This window comes from Insulibacter thermoxylanivorax (genome assembly GCF_015472005.1).
Lineage (GTDB): Bacteria > Bacillota > Bacilli > Paenibacillales > DA-C8 > Insulibacter > Insulibacter thermoxylanivorax.
Genome location: NZ_BMAQ01000004.1, coordinates 130,542 through 147,740 on the forward strand (window position 1 = coordinate 130,542; position 17,199 = coordinate 147,740).

General features: G+C 44.8%; 13 protein-coding genes and 2 pseudogenes. 2 read left to right on the plus strand and 13 right to left on the minus strand.

Translation table 11 applies throughout. The features are described from left to right. Positions 1 to 162: 162 nt before the first annotated feature. A complete protein-coding gene (locus PRECH8_RS02975; RefSeq protein ID WP_200965589.1) occupies positions 163 to 1,092 on the plus strand; it encodes an EamA family transporter in 930 nt (309 codons plus the stop codon). Between the two features lie 69 nt (positions 1,093 to 1,161). On the opposite strand, the pseudogene PRECH8_RS14455 reads toward PRECH8_RS02975, so the two are convergent. The 13 genes and pseudogenes from PRECH8_RS14455 to PRECH8_RS03030 form a co-directional block, all read right to left on the minus strand. Next, a pseudogene (locus PRECH8_RS14455) lies at positions 1,162 to 1,281 on the minus strand (polyketide cyclase); the annotation flags it as partial. Further along, positions 1,278 to 2,462, minus strand: coding sequence for a chromate transporter (locus PRECH8_RS02980; protein WP_200965590.1), 1,185 nt, complete (start codon positions 2,460 to 2,462; stop codon positions 1,278 to 1,280). The gene PRECH8_RS02980 and the pseudogene PRECH8_RS14455, both read right to left, overlap by 4 nt. Before the next feature lie 38 nt (positions 2,463 to 2,500). After that, positions 2,501 to 2,950, minus strand: coding sequence for a phosphotransferase (locus PRECH8_RS02985; RefSeq protein ID WP_200965591.1), 450 nt, complete (start codon positions 2,948 to 2,950; stop codon positions 2,501 to 2,503). Beyond that, on the minus strand, positions 2,947 to 3,126 hold the full coding sequence (locus tag PRECH8_RS14730) for an NAD(P)H-binding protein (protein WP_200965592.1): 180 nt from the start codon (positions 3,124 to 3,126) through the stop codon (positions 2,947 to 2,949). Before PRECH8_RS14730 ends, PRECH8_RS02985 begins: the two co-directional genes overlap by 4 nt. 67 nt (positions 3,127 to 3,193) lie before the next feature. Continuing rightward, positions 3,194 to 4,585 (minus strand): MATE family efflux transporter, encoded by a 1,392-nt coding sequence (locus PRECH8_RS02995; protein WP_200965593.1) that lies wholly within the window; start codon positions 4,583 to 4,585, stop codon positions 3,194 to 3,196. 587 nt (positions 4,586 to 5,172) lie between these two features. After that, positions 5,173 to 6,339, minus strand: a complete 1,167-nt coding sequence (locus tag PRECH8_RS03000; protein WP_200965594.1) for a DUF6575 domain-containing protein — start codon at positions 6,337 to 6,339, stop codon at positions 5,173 to 5,175. A 17-nt stretch (positions 6,340 to 6,356) separates the two neighbouring features. Beyond that, positions 6,357 to 6,749 (minus strand): hypothetical protein, encoded by a 393-nt coding sequence (locus PRECH8_RS03005; RefSeq protein WP_200965595.1) that lies wholly within the window; start codon positions 6,747 to 6,749, stop codon positions 6,357 to 6,359. Positions 6,750 to 6,947: 198 nt separating this feature from the next. After that, positions 6,948 to 9,998 carry a type III restriction-modification system endonuclease gene (locus tag PRECH8_RS03010; protein ID WP_200965596.1) on the minus strand — a complete coding sequence of 1,017 codons (3,051 nt, stop codon included), beginning with the start codon at positions 9,996 to 9,998 and terminating at the stop codon, positions 6,948 to 6,950. A 15-nt stretch (positions 9,999 to 10,013) separates the two neighbouring features. Beyond that, complete coding sequence (locus PRECH8_RS03015; RefSeq protein ID WP_200965597.1) at positions 10,014 to 11,921, minus strand: site-specific DNA-methyltransferase; 1,908 nt, start codon at positions 11,919 to 11,921, stop codon at positions 10,014 to 10,016. 18 nt (positions 11,922 to 11,939) lie between these two features. Beyond that, positions 11,940 to 12,593, minus strand: coding sequence for a DUF4391 domain-containing protein (locus tag PRECH8_RS03020; RefSeq protein ID WP_200965598.1), 654 nt, complete (start codon positions 12,591 to 12,593; stop codon positions 11,940 to 11,942). Then, complete coding sequence (locus PRECH8_RS03025; RefSeq protein WP_200965599.1) at positions 12,593 to 15,847, minus strand: helicase-related protein; 3,255 nt, start codon at positions 15,845 to 15,847, stop codon at positions 12,593 to 12,595. Before PRECH8_RS03025 ends, PRECH8_RS03020 begins: the two co-directional genes overlap by 1 nt. A gap of 335 nt (positions 15,848 to 16,182) precedes the next feature. Further along, entirely contained in the window at positions 16,183 to 16,392 is a 210-nt protein-coding gene (locus PRECH8_RS14735) for an ankyrin repeat domain-containing protein (RefSeq protein ID WP_371871171.1), read from the minus strand. 3 nt (positions 16,393 to 16,395) lie between these two features. Next, positions 16,396 to 16,680: an ankyrin repeat domain-containing protein gene (locus PRECH8_RS03030; protein ID WP_200965600.1), complete on the minus strand. Its 285-nt coding sequence runs from the start codon at positions 16,678 to 16,680 to the stop codon at positions 16,396 to 16,398. Between the two features lie 161 nt (positions 16,681 to 16,841). Here PRECH8_RS03030 and PRECH8_RS14460 point away from each other — a divergent pair. After that, a pseudogene (locus PRECH8_RS14460) lies at positions 16,842 to 17,199 on the plus strand (IS1380 family transposase); the annotation flags it as partial.

Genomic DNA, 17,199 nt, shown 5'->3' on the forward strand with positions numbered 1-17,199 from the left:
CCGGTATGCATGACCGCACTCCATAACATTGGAGGGTTTTTGTTGTTGATGACCATCGAGCATCGCATCATCCGAGCATCACCCGCTCCATTGTAAGTACCAGTGCAGCTGTGGATGCCGGCGATTCAACCAAACAGGAGACTTCAGGGAGGAATATCTATCATGTGGTTTATCTATGCTCTCGTCTCCACGATCTCGTGGGGTGCAGCAGATCTATTCTACAAAAAAGGGGCTGACGCTGAGGACAAATACAGCCACCTCAAGACCTCGGCGATCGTGGGCATCGTGATGGGCGCTCACGCGATCTTCACGATGTTTGCAAACAACATCGATTATGATCCGATCAACCTTCTCATCTATCTGCCCGTATCGTTGTGTTATATCCTTTCTATGACCATAGGCTACTTGGGACTTCGCTATCTGATGCTCTCCATCTCCTCGCCTATTCAGAATTCTTCGGGTGCGATCGTCACCATCCTGTGTCTGATCTTCCTCGACCAGATGCTGGACTTGCCAAGTGCCGCAGGAGTGATCCTCATCTGCGGCGGGATCTTCGTGTTAGGCATACTCGAGAAGAAGAAGATGGAGACAGAGATCCGAGAAGAAGACCGAAAGTATCAAGTGGGATTTAAAGCCTTCTTCCTGCCGATCGCCTACTGTATCATCGATGCGCTGGGCACCTTCTTCGATGCCTATTACCTCGATGATTATCGCACAACGCCTCTTAGAGGGGTTACCGAGAGAACCTTCGAGGATGTAGCCAACATTTCATATGAACTGACCTTCCTCTTGGCTGCAATCTTCATCTTCATCTATATCAAAATCATCAAGAAACAGCGCTTTGGTTTCATAGAACATAAGAACAGAATGGTCGCCGCACTGTTCGAAACAGGCGGTCAAGCTGCCTATGTTTACGCGATGAGCGGCACCGGCGTGGTTGCAGCTCCGATGATTGCTTCTTACAGTATCGTATCCCTCATCCTGTCAAGAATCTTCCTGAAGGAGAAGCTGACAGGTCAACAATACGCAGCCGTCGCGGTGGTGATGACGGGGATTTTCTTGCTCGGTTTAGCCGAGGCGCTTGCAGAGTAAGAAACATCAAGCTCCTTGATTAGGTTTGGAATGAAATCATCGTGCAATAAATGCAAATATGTTAAGATAAATGGACACTTTACTCCCGTCTTCCATGGTGTATGAGATTTCCTCATGGGGCTTCACTACGTCGTAAGTTCCAGCAAAGTCAAAGCCCATGCTGCCATCCTTCGCTTCCATTCGGGTTAGATCAGTGTTAACAACATTCCCGCTGCAGCCCCTGTTAAGACAATCATCCAGGGCGGCAGCTTCCAATATACGAGCATACTGAACAAGACCGCCGCTAAAGCAAAATCAATGGGTGCTAAGATGGAACTCGTCCAAATGGGTTGATAGAAGGCCGAGATCAGGATTCCAACAACGGCTGCATTTACCCCCATCAAGGCACCTCTGACCTTGGAATTCCGACGCAGGCTGTCCCAGAAAGGAAGAGTGCCCAAGATCAATAAGAAGGCAGGCAAGAATATAGCAAAGGTTGCGATTAGACCGCCAACCCACCCATTCATTACGGCACCCAGGTAAGCTGCAAACGTAAATAACGGACCTGGAACGGCTTGAGCCGCGCCGTATCCTGCAAGAAAGGCTTCCTCACTCAACCAGCCGGCCGGTACAAATTCTCGTTCAAGCAGGGGCAGTACGACATGTCCTCCTCCAAACACCAAAGCGCCGGAGCGGTAGAAACGATCAATCATGGTGATCCAACGTGAAGAAGTGATTTCACTTAATAAAGGCAGGAGCAGCAGCAGACCAAAAAATAATACGATGCACACGATCCCTAAACCGCGGCTGATGGGAAATGCCGTTCTGCCTTCCGATTCATCCTCCTGATGCCTGAAGATCAGAAAGCCAATGACCGCGGAAAGAAGGATGACCCCAACTTGCGTGAAAGTTGTTTGCCATAACAATGTCACCACTAAAGCCAGCAAGGCGACAGCCTTTCTTTTGAGATCAGGTGTCAGCTTTTGAGCCATTCCCAGGATGGCATGGACCACAACAACAGCGGCAACAATTTTCAGACCATGGATCCAACCCGCATCACTTAAGTCCAGGCCTTGAACAAACAGTGCTAAGATCATCAGAGCGATGACTGAAGGTAAGGTGAACCCAAGAAATGAAACAATGCCGCCTAATACGCCGGCACGCATGACACCTATGCCGATCCCAACTTGACTGCTGGCAGGACCGGGAAGGAATTGGCACAGTGCCACTAGATCAGCATAACTTCTTTCGTCCATCCACTTCCTTCTGCGAATATATTCATCGTGAAAATAACCCAAGTGAGCAACAGGCCCGCCAAATGAAGTTAGACCTAATTTCGTCGATACCATGAGGATTTCAAATAAGGCTTTGATTCGGCTCTGTTTTTTCATGATGGTTTATTCCTTTCTGTTCTGTTTGCCGTCACCGGTCACAGATCTGCAAATAGGCGTTCAAGCTTTATGATCCGGTGCATCCCGCCTGTGACCTGCCCTAGATGATACATCTGCGCCTCACTCGCACTGCCCGCTTCGATCACCTTGCCTGGGCATAACCGCATGAAGACGAAACGTTCTCCAGATGGCGTGCGCAATACATACTTCCCTTGATGAGAGATTAACTCTGGACAGGGAATCCCGTTTCGATGCAAGAGATCTTGAAGACTTAGCGAAGTTTCTAATCCATCTACTGCCTCCTCAGGATATCGGCTTCTATGATATTGCTTTACAAAGAAGTTCCCTGCATCCGTTTCAATCCTCCATTTTAAGTTCATGTACCCTAATTCAACGGAGGCAGAATTCATAATCTCGATCCCAAACATCTCGGTGATCGTTTCAAAGATCTCATCCCTAATCGATTCAGCCGCAACTGGATCCTTCACAACTCTAAACTCCTTATCCAACCGAAATTGCGCAGTAACGTCTTATACATGAATTTCTGTACGAGTGCAGCATCTTGGATCGTGTCGCCAACGCCAAACGAAGACATCCACACCAGACGATTCACACCCGTTCGTTTCGCAGCTTGAATGACCGCATCGGCAGCACGCGTAAACAATTCGTCAGCTCGCAGGGATTTTCCCGTAAACTAGCTCGATTATTTCCATGTTTGCTGCAGTAGATGTTCATGTCGATATTCCCTGCGGCTCCTCCAGAGGATGGACTGCCTTGACCAGCGCCTTCTTCTCCCATGCACGGCTTCGCCAGCGAAGCAGCATGATGATCCCGCGCAGCCACTCATCGATGATAAACACAGCCCAGATCCCAAGCAGCCCGAACCCATAATGGATGCCGAATAAGTAGGCCAGCGGGACTGCAACGCCCCACATCGAGATCACACCCATCAAGGCGGGGAATCGAGCGTCGCCAGCCGCGCGCAGCGAATTGATCACAACCATATTAAACGTCCTGCCGGGCTCAAGGATAATCGACAGCAAGAAGATGCTCGCTCCAAGTGTAATAATCTCCGGATCTTGTGTAAACAATCCGATGATGTCATATCGGAACATCGATGCGATGAGGACGATCAGCAGTGTCGATACGAAACTGATCTTCACACTTCTGATCAACCTGCGATAGGCTTCATCCATCGCTCCGGCACCGACCATCTGGCCGACGATAATCTCTGTTCCTGTGCCGATCGCCATCGCCAACGCCATAAAATAATTCGATACATTCATCACATAGACATGCGTATTTAACGCCGTGATGCCGATCAGGTTCACAAACCCGAGGATCATCAGATATTGTGATTGCCAAGCGATCTGTTCACCTGCTGCAGGCAGGCCTACACTCAGGATCTGCTTTACATAAAGTCGATTCCAGCGTATATAATACTTGGTTCTAATCGGCGCAGGCATAGAACGGTATAAAAGGATGAACAACACGATGATCCCGAGGAAGCGGCTGACAACCGTGGAGATCGCAGCACCCGTAACACCCAGCTCCGGGAATCCAAAGTGACCAAAGATCAGCAAGTAGTTGCCGACCACATGGATGATATTCACACCCAGAGTAACAAACATCACGTTTTTCGTGTGCCCCGTGGAACGAATAACCGATGACAGCGCATACGACAGCGCTTCAATCCAGATGAATCCGCCGACGATCTGCAAGTAATGATGAGCGATGCTCATCTGCTCAGGGCTGGAATTCAGCAAGCGCAAGAACGTCTCGCCGAACAGGAGAATCGTTAAACTGACGATGAAGCCGAATAGGAAGTTCAGCGAGATCGCATTGGCTGAGATATCACTCGCTTCTTGCTTCCGTCCAGCACCGATATATTGTGCAACGGCAACACTGGTACCGATCGCAACAAACCCAAACATCAGAATACAGAAGAAAATCAGCTCATTCGCAAGCCCGACTGCACCGGTGGTCGTGTCCGAGATTCGGCTTAACATGAACACATCCACCGTGCCCAGCATCATCCGCAGTACAGAATCGACTAGGATCGGCCAAGTCAGATGAAAGAGACGAAGTTTCTTCCACGAAGGTGTTAAATCTAGATTTGCCATGGTTCTCTCTAGCTCCTACTCTATGTCAGATGATACCTAGTCCTATCAGTCTAACTCCTCTGCGGATAAAAATCTATAGGTTGAAAGAAATAGATGGGGGGGGGGGGAGGATGGAATAACTGCGAGGAAGCAGATACAAGAGTGCAGTTTCGTGCGTGCTGTAACGCATGCAGCTGAGCTTGCAGTTGTGTGCGTGTTGCAGCGCCTCCAGAAGCACTGGATGCTGTGATGCCACACATGGCTGGCGATAACGGAACTGAGAGACCTTATTTTGCTGTTCTCGGCCGTTTTCCCGAGCTAACGGAACCTGAGTGCGTTATTTCGTTGAATTGGGGCAGTCTCCTATCAATTTGATGCGAATAGCGTACTGTAGTTCCGTTAACGGTCATCACAATAAATAACCGAGCCTATTAAAACGAAGGCCCGGCTTGTTCATTTCTATGGATCAACATGAGTACTAGTAAACAGAATGATTCATTTGACTGTACCCTCATTTATGATACGGTTCACCGTATCACTCGATATGGTAAACTAAAAATAATACCCCCCACTTCCTAAAACAAGGAAATGGGGGGCCACATTATAACTTATTCAAGTGAAATAAGGGTATATGTAGTCTTTTCCTCTTCAGTGAAAACTTGAATCTCAGTCTTTTGTTCAACTACTGCCTTTACCTTCACAGGCACAACAAATTGCTGTCCCCTTAGATTCTCACCAATAATGCCTCTAATATGCTCATCATTTTCTAAAAGGAGATTGAATTTATTTGAATCCGTATCAACACCTTTTAATATACCTCTCAGTTCCAACTCTTTTATTTCGACTTTTGTTTCCTTAATAAGGATATCAATTGCCTTTTTGATATTACTGGAATCAAGTAAAGCTTCTTTATATTTTCGATTTGGAGATGCCCATTCAACCTTAATCCTGGTATCCTCATTATCCAGCTTATTAAGTAACGTGAAATAAGTCTTAATAGCCCTGTTACTTAACCCTTTTATAATTGTTCTAAACTTTTCTTCTTTTGGTGTTGCTTCAAAAAGCTCCATTAGTCTTTCAAGTGTACCTGATGCATCAGTGTCACCAAATAGTCCTTGGTTTGTTTCAGACTTCAAACGGACGCCAAAAGATGCAGCAAAGAAACCACTGGCCTTTAGTTTGTTTGTTTTCATAATGTCTCTAGAAATCGGCCCTCGACTACTTATACTATTCGCCCCGATATAATAAGCTAAGTTCTGTGTAGTAATAAGTACTTCTCCCAGTAATTCTGCATCAATTTCATTACTATGCTGATCACTTACATTTAAGGATAGATCAAGAACGTCTCTTCCTGAACGAACAGCCGTTAGAACAGTAGATTCTTCTCTAGGGGGAAGTGTGGATTCATGTTGTTCAGTTTCCACATATGAATCAGGATCGGGCAACTCTTCCTCTACAATGGTACTTACTTCCCTATAGTGAATTTCAACAGAATCGTTCTTTCCCTTTGGCGTTCGGACTTCTAAAACCATATTATTCTCAGAATGAAGAATACAGTCACGTAAAGAGACCTTCCCATTCAGAATAAGAAGGTATCTTGTTCCACTTACAGGCACATAAAACCATTTGTCATTAATAGATGACGTATCTATCCAATTGACAATGTATTTTTGTCCCGTAATGCTCTCACAAGCAAAGACTTTTGGTCCGTCATAATACTCAAATACTTTAATGATTTCAACGGCTCCAATAGGGTAAGGAAGAGTATAATCCATAAAAACCATTCCTAACTTTAGGTATTATCCTTAAAATACCTCTTTACTTCAACGCCGGAATAAACCCACCAATTAATATGTGATTTATGATCTGGCTCTGAGACAACACCAGTCTCTTTGGTTATCTGACCTTTAATTATGTGTCCCCTATTCTTAAATAAAGCAATTTTTTTCTTAGCCTTTTGAATTTGTTCAAAATCAGTAAAAACCGAGATTGCACAAGCTTCACATTCTTTTTCCGGTGGATAACGGCGGTTTGCCTCTTTATGACTGTGAAAATCCTCATCTGTCGGAGGATTGTTTAATGTCAATCTGTACACTGGGTCTACGTCTTTTGACTTAGCACTGCTAGGAGGGCAAGACACCGGATAGTGGTCTCCCCAATTACTATTATTACCACTGTCAGACATAGTATCCTCTCCTATTTATATTTAACCAATGGATGCTACATAACCAACATAAGAAATTATTTCCACCCCATCTTAACCTAACAGAATCTAGTAGTAAAGAGGTTTTAGTAGAAGGATATTCATGTTGATGTAACTCATAAACGAAAAATCGCCGCCTTCCATAACAATGGTAATAAGCGGCGACAAGCTGGTTTTTTACTAAGCCTTCACAATTTCCAACAACTTCTCATAACTGTTCACAACATCGTACTTCAACTGGCCTGTATTCAGTTTAGCAAAGTGCCTACTGGCACATTCAATTTTCGCCTTCTCCACTTCACGGAGTTCCATGGATTCCATGGAGCCTTTCGTCTCCGCGATGAAGTAAATGTACTTCACATCGCCTTCCTTGAAAACAATCGCCCAGTCCGGATTGTAATTGCCCATCGGCGTCGGGATAAAAAATCCACGCGGCAGTTTGGCGTACACTCGAACTTCGTTGCTGACATCAAGCTCTCTAGCAAAAGCACGCTCGATCTTAGAATCCGTAACTACATAGTCATAAACGTGCTTCTCAACCGGAATCGCATTTTCCCCCAGTTTCCCGGATAATGTGTTTTTCGTAAATACGTCCGCTTCGAACGTATCATTGAGAACATCATATGTGATGGATTCAATGATCGTCGTCGCCTTCTGCTCGTTGATCAGCTTGGCGGCACGAATCATGAATTCTTCCGGGTTTTTGCGGAATTGCAGGAATGTAACTTCTTTGATTCCCGTTAAAATTGCCACGATCGTCTTTCTCGTTAGCCGCGTTTCATCCATTAGTTTTCCGACCAGATCATATTTCACCCGAAAATCCGGTTTTACTTCCACAAGCTCTGTTTTGGTTTCACGCGTCTGAAAGGCTTCCCCCGATTTTAACTGTTGTTGGGACTCAATTCGGTTCATTTCACCATGCTTGATTGCATATCGGATCGCAGGCACTTGTAAATGACTGTCCAAAGCCCATACACACTTTTTCACAAGTTCCTCGGAGTCGAATTTGACAGTATACACAGATTTCCGATTGATTTGGTTCCAGAGCTCTTGGAATTCCTTTTTGTAAAAATTGTTATTGACCGTTACGGAAGCAATATTGCGATTCCGTTCATTATCAGCCAGATTCGATTTACCCTCTACATAAATTGACTTAACCAATTCGACCAACGGTTCCTGAAAATCCGTCAATTCCTCAGGGAGTTTGAGACTCTGATTTTCTACAGCGTTAAAATATACATCCGTCAAATTGTACTGATCATCCACATAATCATTTTTAATGAACGTGTACAGTAACTTGCTTGCTAAGGTATCTTCTAATTTTAATTGTTCGCCGCGTGCATTCTTCAACACTTTATCCAGGAAGAAGTCGCGATCTGCTTTGCGTGGGCGATCGGACAGCGTTTCGGCGATTTCGTTTTGCAGCTGTTTCGCAAATTGCTCGTATGATTCACTGGCGATGACGGTCAGCACATTAATCTCATGAACGTCAATACCCGGTACGCTTGAATCCATCCGTTCACCATTCTGATTGACACAAAGCCGCAGTCCCCGCCCGACTTCCTGACGTTTCTTGATGGTGGAATCGCTATGTTTCAGCGTGCAAATCTGAAACACATTCGGATTATCCCAGCCTTCTTTGAGAGCGGAGTGGGAGAAGATAAACCGGGTGGGTTCCGAGAAACTAAGCAATCGCTCTTTATCCCTCATGATCAGGTCATAAGCGTCCGCATCATCGGAGTCGGTCTCTCTTGCCGATACCTTCGGATCGACATAACGTTTGCTTTTCTTATCGATTGAGAAATAACCCTTATGCGTTTCTTTCACTTGTATCCGGTTCAAATATTGGATGTATGGATCATCGGCAAATAGCGACAATTGCTCATTGAGCAAGGCCATGTATTCTTCCTCAAACATATCTGCGTAGACACCATTTAATTCCGAACCATCTTTATCATATTGCCGATATTTTGCCACTTCATCGATGAAAAAGAGCGAAAGCACTTTAATCCCTTGATGAAACAACGCACGTTCTTTTTCAAAATGGGACTTGATCGTTTCCCGAATCTGAATACGGCGGAAATGCAGTTCTCCTACATCCCCCTGTACGTCACCAGCGTATAAAGTTACGCCGTTTATAAAGCTAATGCTGTTGTTTTGCCCATTAATTTCGGACACTTTGTATCCCTTGTACTGTTCAAGCTCACCGGACAATTGGTACAGATCATCATTCTGCCTGATCTTATGCGTCTTCCTGGCAAGACCCGTTTTCGTCTTCACTTCGAATTCCAGCCGGGCAACCGGAGCCTGCTTCGTGCTCACATCGATGCCTTCCAGATACAGATAGCTGTCCGTGCCGCTTGTTCCTTTGGCCGAAATCCCCTTCACGCTGATCTTTTTCACCAGCTTTTTGTTGTATGCATCCAAAGCGTCGAGCCGGTACACTTTGTTGTAATCTTCACGATGCGTCGCCGAATAACGTAGCGTAAAAAGCGGATTGAAAGCCTTCAGCGATTCTTTCGTTTTCTTACCTTCGACGGATTGTGGCTCGTCGATGATCAGAATCGGATGTGTGCTCGCCAGTACGTCAATCGGTTTGCGGCTGTTGAAGTCATCCAATTCCATATAAATCCGTCTTGCATCTTTCCCTCTCGCATTAAAGGCTTGCGAGTTGATGATCATAACATTGATCCCGGCGTCGCTGGCAAATTTCTCGATATGGTGCAATTGCTTTGAGTTATACACAAAGTATCGTGCCTTCGTGCCGTATTCAGACATGAAATGATCTTCCGTAATCTGAAACGTCTTGAGCACACCTTCACGAATGGCGATCGAAGGAACCACGACAATAAACTTGCTCCATCCGTATTTTTGGTACAGTTCAAACATGGTACGGATATACGTATAGGTTTTGCCTGTACCGGTCTCCATTTCAATCGTCAGATTATATTTGCCCTCAAGCTTCTCGGAGATTTTCAGACCGTTCCTTCGTTGTACCGATTGAATGTTTTTCAAGATTTCATGATCAATCAATTGAATGGCGTTGTTCTTGAATCCGATATTTGCTTGTTCGGCATTCGCGAGATCATCCATGGCCAATTGTTCCGGCTTTTGTCTTCTGCCACGGTCAAGGGTAAATCGGGACAACTCATTGGGTTGTCCCTCGAAGCAATCCACAACACTTTTCACGGCGTCCAACTGAAACTGTTGATGTTTGAATTTGATCTTCAATTTGAGCTCACCACCTTACAGCACTTGGATTTCTGTGCCCGGAGAGAGCATCTTGAACAATTCTTCTACATTAATTCTTGAAGAATCATCTTCAAAGGAACTGTCGCGGAAGACGACCCGCAGTGGCTGTTCGGCGGCAATTTGTTTAATCACAGATTCCGGCACATTGTCATCAAAACATGCGATTAAAGAGTTCCCGGCGACATAGTGGACCGTCTTCCCTTCAAGCTGCTTCGTTTCCATAGGCAACGAAAGCTCAAGACCGAGCTCCAGCATGACCTGGATGAGCAAATCCTCACCGGTACGATCTTCTTTGATATTGGATGCAAGATCAAACAGTTCACCCTGTTTAAGCTTGTCCGGTGCGTAGTAAACGTCCTTCATGTTCGATGAATCCACGCGGAATACCCGGAAGCCGTAATCGATGTCTGCCCCTGTTTCTTCTTTAATCTTCTTCGCGGCACGACGGATTCGTTCCTTTCCGATTTCGCAGATGTTTTTGTAACCGGCTTTGTAGGCTTCGGAATTTTCGGATGTTGGTTCTGGTAGTTGAACCATGATAAATTTCCGATTGCCTCCGTCATCGGCATTAAGTTGCATAACAGCATGGGCAGTCGTTGCAGACCCAGAGAAGAAGTCAAGAACAATATCGTCACTTTTATCTTCAACAGCCTGATTCAGTATTCCATATAACATTTGAACTGATTTGGGGTAATCGAAATACTGACCATCTAATAAATCTCTTAATTCTTTAGTAGCAACAAAATTTAGAGGAAATATCAAAGTGCTATTATTGTCTTCTCCATCCGACAAATTAGAAGGGAGAATCCACGTTGACAAAGGTTTTTTATTTGATCTCAGTTCAGATAGATGTCTTTTGTACATTGGAGTACCATTCCCACTCGGTGGAAATAGAACTTTTCCTTCCATAATCAATCTTTCCATACGAGCTTTCTCATACACCCAAACTCTATTGGGATTACACTGATAAGTAATTCCTGTATTTGGGTCAGTAATAGGATAAAATAAGTTAGGTCTTTCTGAAGCTGTTTTGTTACATGTTAAATTATCTCTTGCCCAAGGCCCTCTTGGATCATTGTCAGGATTTTGGTAATTCTCTGTTGATTTAATGATACCCTTGAATACAAAAGCCTCTGTTTTTGCATAAGAGATAATATACTCTTGGTCATTACTAACAAAAAAACGTTTCGAATCGTTTGCTCCTGTTCTCCTTTTCCAAACAAAAATACCTACAAAATTACTTGCTCCAAATACTTCATCGCACAATTTTTTTATATTATCAATTTCATTATCATCTATACTGATAAAAATAACTCCATCTTCCTTAAGCAATTGTCTAGCTATTTTCAACCTCGAATACATCATAGTCAACCAATCACTGTGAAAACGGCCGTTCGACTCTGTGTTCTGAAAAAGGCGATTACCCTGTTCATCTATTTGACCTGTCTCCTCAAGGTACTCTTCAGCAGATTCTCTAAAATCATCTTTATAAACAAAATCCTTACCCGTATTATAAGGGGGATCAATATAGATGCATTTTATCTTATTCAAATACGACTCCTGCAGCAGCTTCAATACTTCAAGATTATCGCCTTCAATATACAAATTCTGCGTATTGTCCCAATCAACGCTGTCTTCCTTCACCGGACGCAATGTTTTCTCAATCGGCGTGTTCGCATTCAGGATTGCTTGTTTCTTTCCGGGCCACGTAAGCTGATACCGTTCTTTTTCTCCTTCAACAAGAACATCGGAAAGTTCCTGCTTCAACAAATCAAAATCGACCGCTCGTTTGATTTTTCCTTGTTCATCTCTGGCTTCGGTAATCACGTTGGGGAACAACTCTGCAATCTTGTCGATATTAACTTGAGTCAGATCAACCGACTTCATCGTCAATTTTTTCATAAGTACGCCTCCAATTACTTAATCAAGTAGTTGATTCAATTCTTTTCTCTTTCGTTGCAGTTCCATGTTCAATTCAACTTTCTTGTTGAATTGTTTTTCGGCCCGTATCTTGGACTCTAGCCGCTCACATTCTTGCGTCAGCTTGTCAATTTGGGCTTGCCGCTCCAAAACGGCTGTAAGCTCGATTTCCGGCTTCACCTTGATGGGAAGCAGTTGACGGATGATGTTCTCGTAAACAGCCTTCAGATCGAGTCCTTGAAGGATGTTCATCTCGATACTCTCCATCGGCTGCCAGTCCGTCTCATGGTAGGAACGAACGACAGACCGATTGTCGTCGGTCTGATTTCGTTCTTTATACGCGACGGCGAGCTTGGCCTGACCATCATACGTCAAAACATGCAAAATGGGATAAGGAATCGCCTTATCTATGCTCCGCAGCAATTCAAGGGAGTAAGTTTGTACCTTCAAATGGACTTCGAATATCTGAATTTCTTCGATATCCTCTTTCGGTTCAAGACGAATCGTGTCCATGGATAGCTTGTGCTTCCAGATGATCGAATCAACCTGTTCGGTAAACAGTTCTTTGAGGTGATGATTGGCTTGCAGCTTCTCATAAAATTTGTTCTTCGGAATTTTACGGTTTACAAGCGTGCTTGAAGGCAATTGAAACATCACGCATTCACCTGCCTGATAACGACAAAGGTGATGAGTTCAAAGTCCTCAAGCCCTTTAATCGAGTCTATAAGTGCTGTCGTGCCTCCCGAACTGAACAAGCTATCCAGATCGTTTTCTTCTTTCACCTGTACAATCGAGCGGATGGTCTCTTCCAACAGCATGGAATACATGTCCATCTTTTTGCCGTCTCTCGTCGCTTGATTAAAGCTGCGGCAAGCCTCCATCATCGGTTCCGATTGCCCTCTGCATAGGGCTCTTAGGATATCCAGCGTCTTTTTAACATCCATATGATTGGTGATGACTTTGCCGTCTTCGCTCATATAGACAAGGTAAAAGGGATGTAGCCGGTTCTGCTTGTCGGGGTTCAGTTCCTCATTGACGTTGCGAAGAACAAAGATGACGCCGGGCTTTGCTCCCTTCTCTTCGTCAGCAGCCACAACCGCATGCAGTCCGCTCGGAACGGTATCAAGTTCTCCGTTTTCCTTGACATAGTTCACCAAGTCCATGCGAAAATCGTTCAGGCCCAAATCGGTGATGGAGACGCCCGTGTTCATATCGTCCAGATCGACGACTTCCTTCTGTAATCGCTGAAGCTGCTGCTTCCGGTACTCCAGATCGCTGGATTGATTGAACAGGACGTTATCATCGCCAGTCGCCGTCATATCCATGATGACCATGCGATTCTCGACCCGTTCTTTTAACTGAATGTATTCATCCAGCGTCATGTTGGGCCAGAAGTTCACCAATTGAATTTCCTTGTTCTGCGAACCGATCCGGTCTATTCGGCCAAATCGTTGAATAATCCGCACTGGATTCCAATGAATGTCATAGTTGATGAGATAGTCGCAATCTTGCAAGTTTTGCCCCTCGGAAATACAGTCGGAAGCGATCAGCAGGTCAATCTCGCCTTTGACATCCGGCATGGTCAGCTTCTTTTCCTTGGATCGAGGCGAGAAGCAAGTCAGCAATGTGCTGATATCGTTCCGCAAACCGGCGGTGTTTTTGTTCTCGTCGCTGCCGACGATTTTGGCCGTATCGATATTGTACTTGGCCTTCATATACTCCGACAAATGCGTGTACAAGTACGCCGCGGTATCCGTGAACGCACTGAAAATGATGACTTTGCGGTTGCCGGGATTGATCGGATGATTGATTTTGTGATCAATAACCTGCTTTAATGTGTTTAGCTTCGCATCATGTTCAGGCGTTACTTTCTGCATTTCGGTCAGCAAGGAGGAAAGAATGTTGTGGTCGTTCATCAAATCTTCTTTCCAGCGAAGAACATCCATATCGGACAAATTGATCTTGATTGTATCCCCGATGCTGAAATCATCGTCCAGCCAATCGTCATCGTCAAGATTGGCATCCTCAATATCGGTATAACCTACAGCATCGGACTTCCCGCTTCGCTCGAATGCTTCGATTTGCTGAAGCGTCTGATCGATTTTGGAGACAATCTTGGAAAGGGTCAATCGGAAAGATTCCACTGAACTTTCCAGGCGTTTCAGCAGGTTGATCCGCATCAAAATCTGTAAGCTGCCTTCGCGGTCCATCTGCCTGAAGTTCCCGCTTCCGCCCCTTACGCTGGTGTCATACAACTCTTCATAGAAACGCAATCGGCTCGGCTGAATATATTTGAACGGTGCATAGATACCGAGATTGATTCTTGACAACTCGATAAAAATATCATTATACCCGATCACATCGGTTCTGTCGGTCAAATCGCAAAACTTAGAGAGAGGCGGCAGCCGTCTTGGGAACTCGCCGATCTCCTCCGCTTTGTAATACTTCTGGATATGCTTGCGTGACCGAGCGATCGTCAAGCTGTCCAGCAGCTCAAAAAAGTCGAAGTCGAGCATACCAAGAAGCGTCTCCGTTGTCCGCTCAGCAACATCCATCTTAGACCACTGGTTAAACGCGGACTGGGCTCGTTTGAAGATGTCGTTGATACCCCGCTCCGTCCCCAGCTTGCTGTTGATTTCTTCAGGATTTCCTTCATAAGCCAAGGCAAGCTGGTTGCGAAGATCCATGAACTTGTTGTTCACCGGAGTAGCGGAGAGCATGAGCACTTTCGTTTTCACGCCGCTTTTTAACACTTTCCGCATCAACTTCTGATACCGCGTCTCTTTATCTTTCTTGGCTTCGTTGTTGCGGAAGTTATGCGACTCATCAATGACAAGCAGATCATAATTACCCCAATTCAACCGGTCGAGCGGAATGTCGTTTGATTTGCCTCTTTCCCGCGATATATCCGTATGGTAGAGTACATCATAGCGGAATCGGTCGGCATACAGAATGTTGTTGGTCACGTTCTGTTTATATGTAAGCCAGTTGTCGCCGAGTTTCTTGGGACATAGCAACAATACGGACTTGTTGCGAAGTTCATAGTATTTAATGATGCCAAGAGCCGTGAATGTTTTTCCCAGACCGACGCTGTCTGCCAGGATGCATCCATTGTATTTTTCCAGTTTATTAATTGCACCAAGAACCGCATCTTTCTGGAAGTGATAGAGACGTTTCCAGATTTCCGTCTCTTTGAATCCAGTTGCTTCGTTGGGCAATATGTCTTCTGTGATGTCCGATAGGAACTCGTTGAAAATATTGTACAAAATGACATAGTAAATGAACTCCGGAGAGTTCTCTTTATACACCGATGAAATATGCTCCACAACTTGGTTCGTGACATCTTCAAGTTTGCTTTTGTCATTCCATACCTGATCGAACAGATCGAAATACATTTTGGTAAACGGAGCTTCTGTGAACTTGTTCACCATCTTGGAGAGAGCATTGCCCTTTTCATAACCAAGATCAACGGTCGTAAAGCCATCGATCGGCATATATGTGATAGTTTCATCGGCAGTCTGCAAATTCAGCATGCCTTGCATCGAGCCGGAAGTACGGTTCGATTTGAACGTGACTTTTTTACGAATCCAGTCACTGCACTCTTTTGCAATCGCTTTGAGTGTCAATTCGTTTTTGAGCCGGATTTCAAATTCGGTGCCGTACAAGCTTTTTTCCCGGTTCCGTTTCGGGATATAAAATTCCCGCTTCTCCTTTTTTATGCTATCCGCAATAAAGGTGGGAGAGGTGAAGATAAACCGGACTTCTTCCACCTGATTCAGTTCTTTCATTAAGGCTTCATATGCATAAATGGAGAAGCATGATGCAGCAATCGATACTTTGCTGCCTTTGCGAACTTCAAGTTTCAAATTTTCGCCGAGAAGATTGTCGATATTATTGATGATTTCCATAGTTCACCTCTTGTTCCGCCCGAAACCATGCAACTTTTCCTATTCGACATCCCCCGCTGAAATTCCTTGTTTGAAGTAGTTCTGATTTCCTATTTGAGGAAATATATTGTTCGATGATGACTTTTGTAACGTGAATTGGGTGTTGAACTTGAAAAAATTGATGTTTCGGCCTCAGCACCGCCTTACCCAGGCAAGAATCCCAATGAAACAAGCCAAAAATCCACAAAATCATCCGATGAAGGGTTACTGTCGGCTGTTCAATATTCTATATCGTCAATCTTGATGAATTGTAACGTAACACAGAAAAAGCCGAACCATAAAGTTCAGCCCGTAGTTTAAAACCCAGCCTTATTAATCGTATATCTAACCTCGTTTGCTCTCTTTTGCTCCAGCATTTTTAACAATTCAGCTATCTCTGTCAGTCCAGATTCCTTGGCGAATTGCAGCAAATATTTATTGTTGACGATAGTTCGATTCGGATCGGCACCATAGTCCAGCAATATTTTGACCATTTTGGTTGAACCTTTTTCTACCGCTTTCCATATCGCCTATTCAGTGCTTACATTTGGGTCGCTTACATTTGGGTCGGCACCCGAATCCAGAAGAAACTTGGCCATTTCAATATCATCATTTTCTACAGCGTAATTCAAAGCCGTTTTTCCTGCTCTCATGTAGTTGGGATTGGCTCCGTGTTTCAATAGAAGCTCAATGATTTTCATCCTGAATTTCGAACAATTAACTAAAAAAGGGCTCCCATCCTTGGTATAATGAGGTTTACCGAAAACAACACCATCCAAGGAAAGAAGCACCTTCAAGGTGAAGTGTACGCTCAAACAGGCGACCTCCCATGAGGGAAGCAAATCGTTGCTCGCGTACCTGGAAAAAATCCAACTGGAACGAGTCTTTCAACGGATTAGCTTGACCAAAGGCGGCAACTCCTTGTTCTCGTTTGCCAAAATTCTGCTCTATCTGCTCGTCGGTTGGTTGCTCGGAGGAAACCCTCCGACTCCTCCCTGCCGACCGTCGTGTCAAGTTTGCCCGCTTCGATAAAGGATTTGCTGGGGAGGACTTCTATCAATTCTGGGAACAACGCAAGATCGGATACGTGGGCAAGTTGAAATGGACGGACCGTTTGGCGCGGGAAGTTGCGAACTGCCGTCACTGGACCCGTTACGTCGATGAAGACGTGATCATCGAAGGCATCCGTCTCATCTACAAGGCGACGTCCTGGAATAAAGCACGACTGGTGATCGTCATCCGGAAAGCGGAACGTTATGACGGTGACCAGCTGCAGATGTACGACTTTCTGTGGGAGTACGAAGCGATTGTAACCAATCTGCTGGATTGGGACC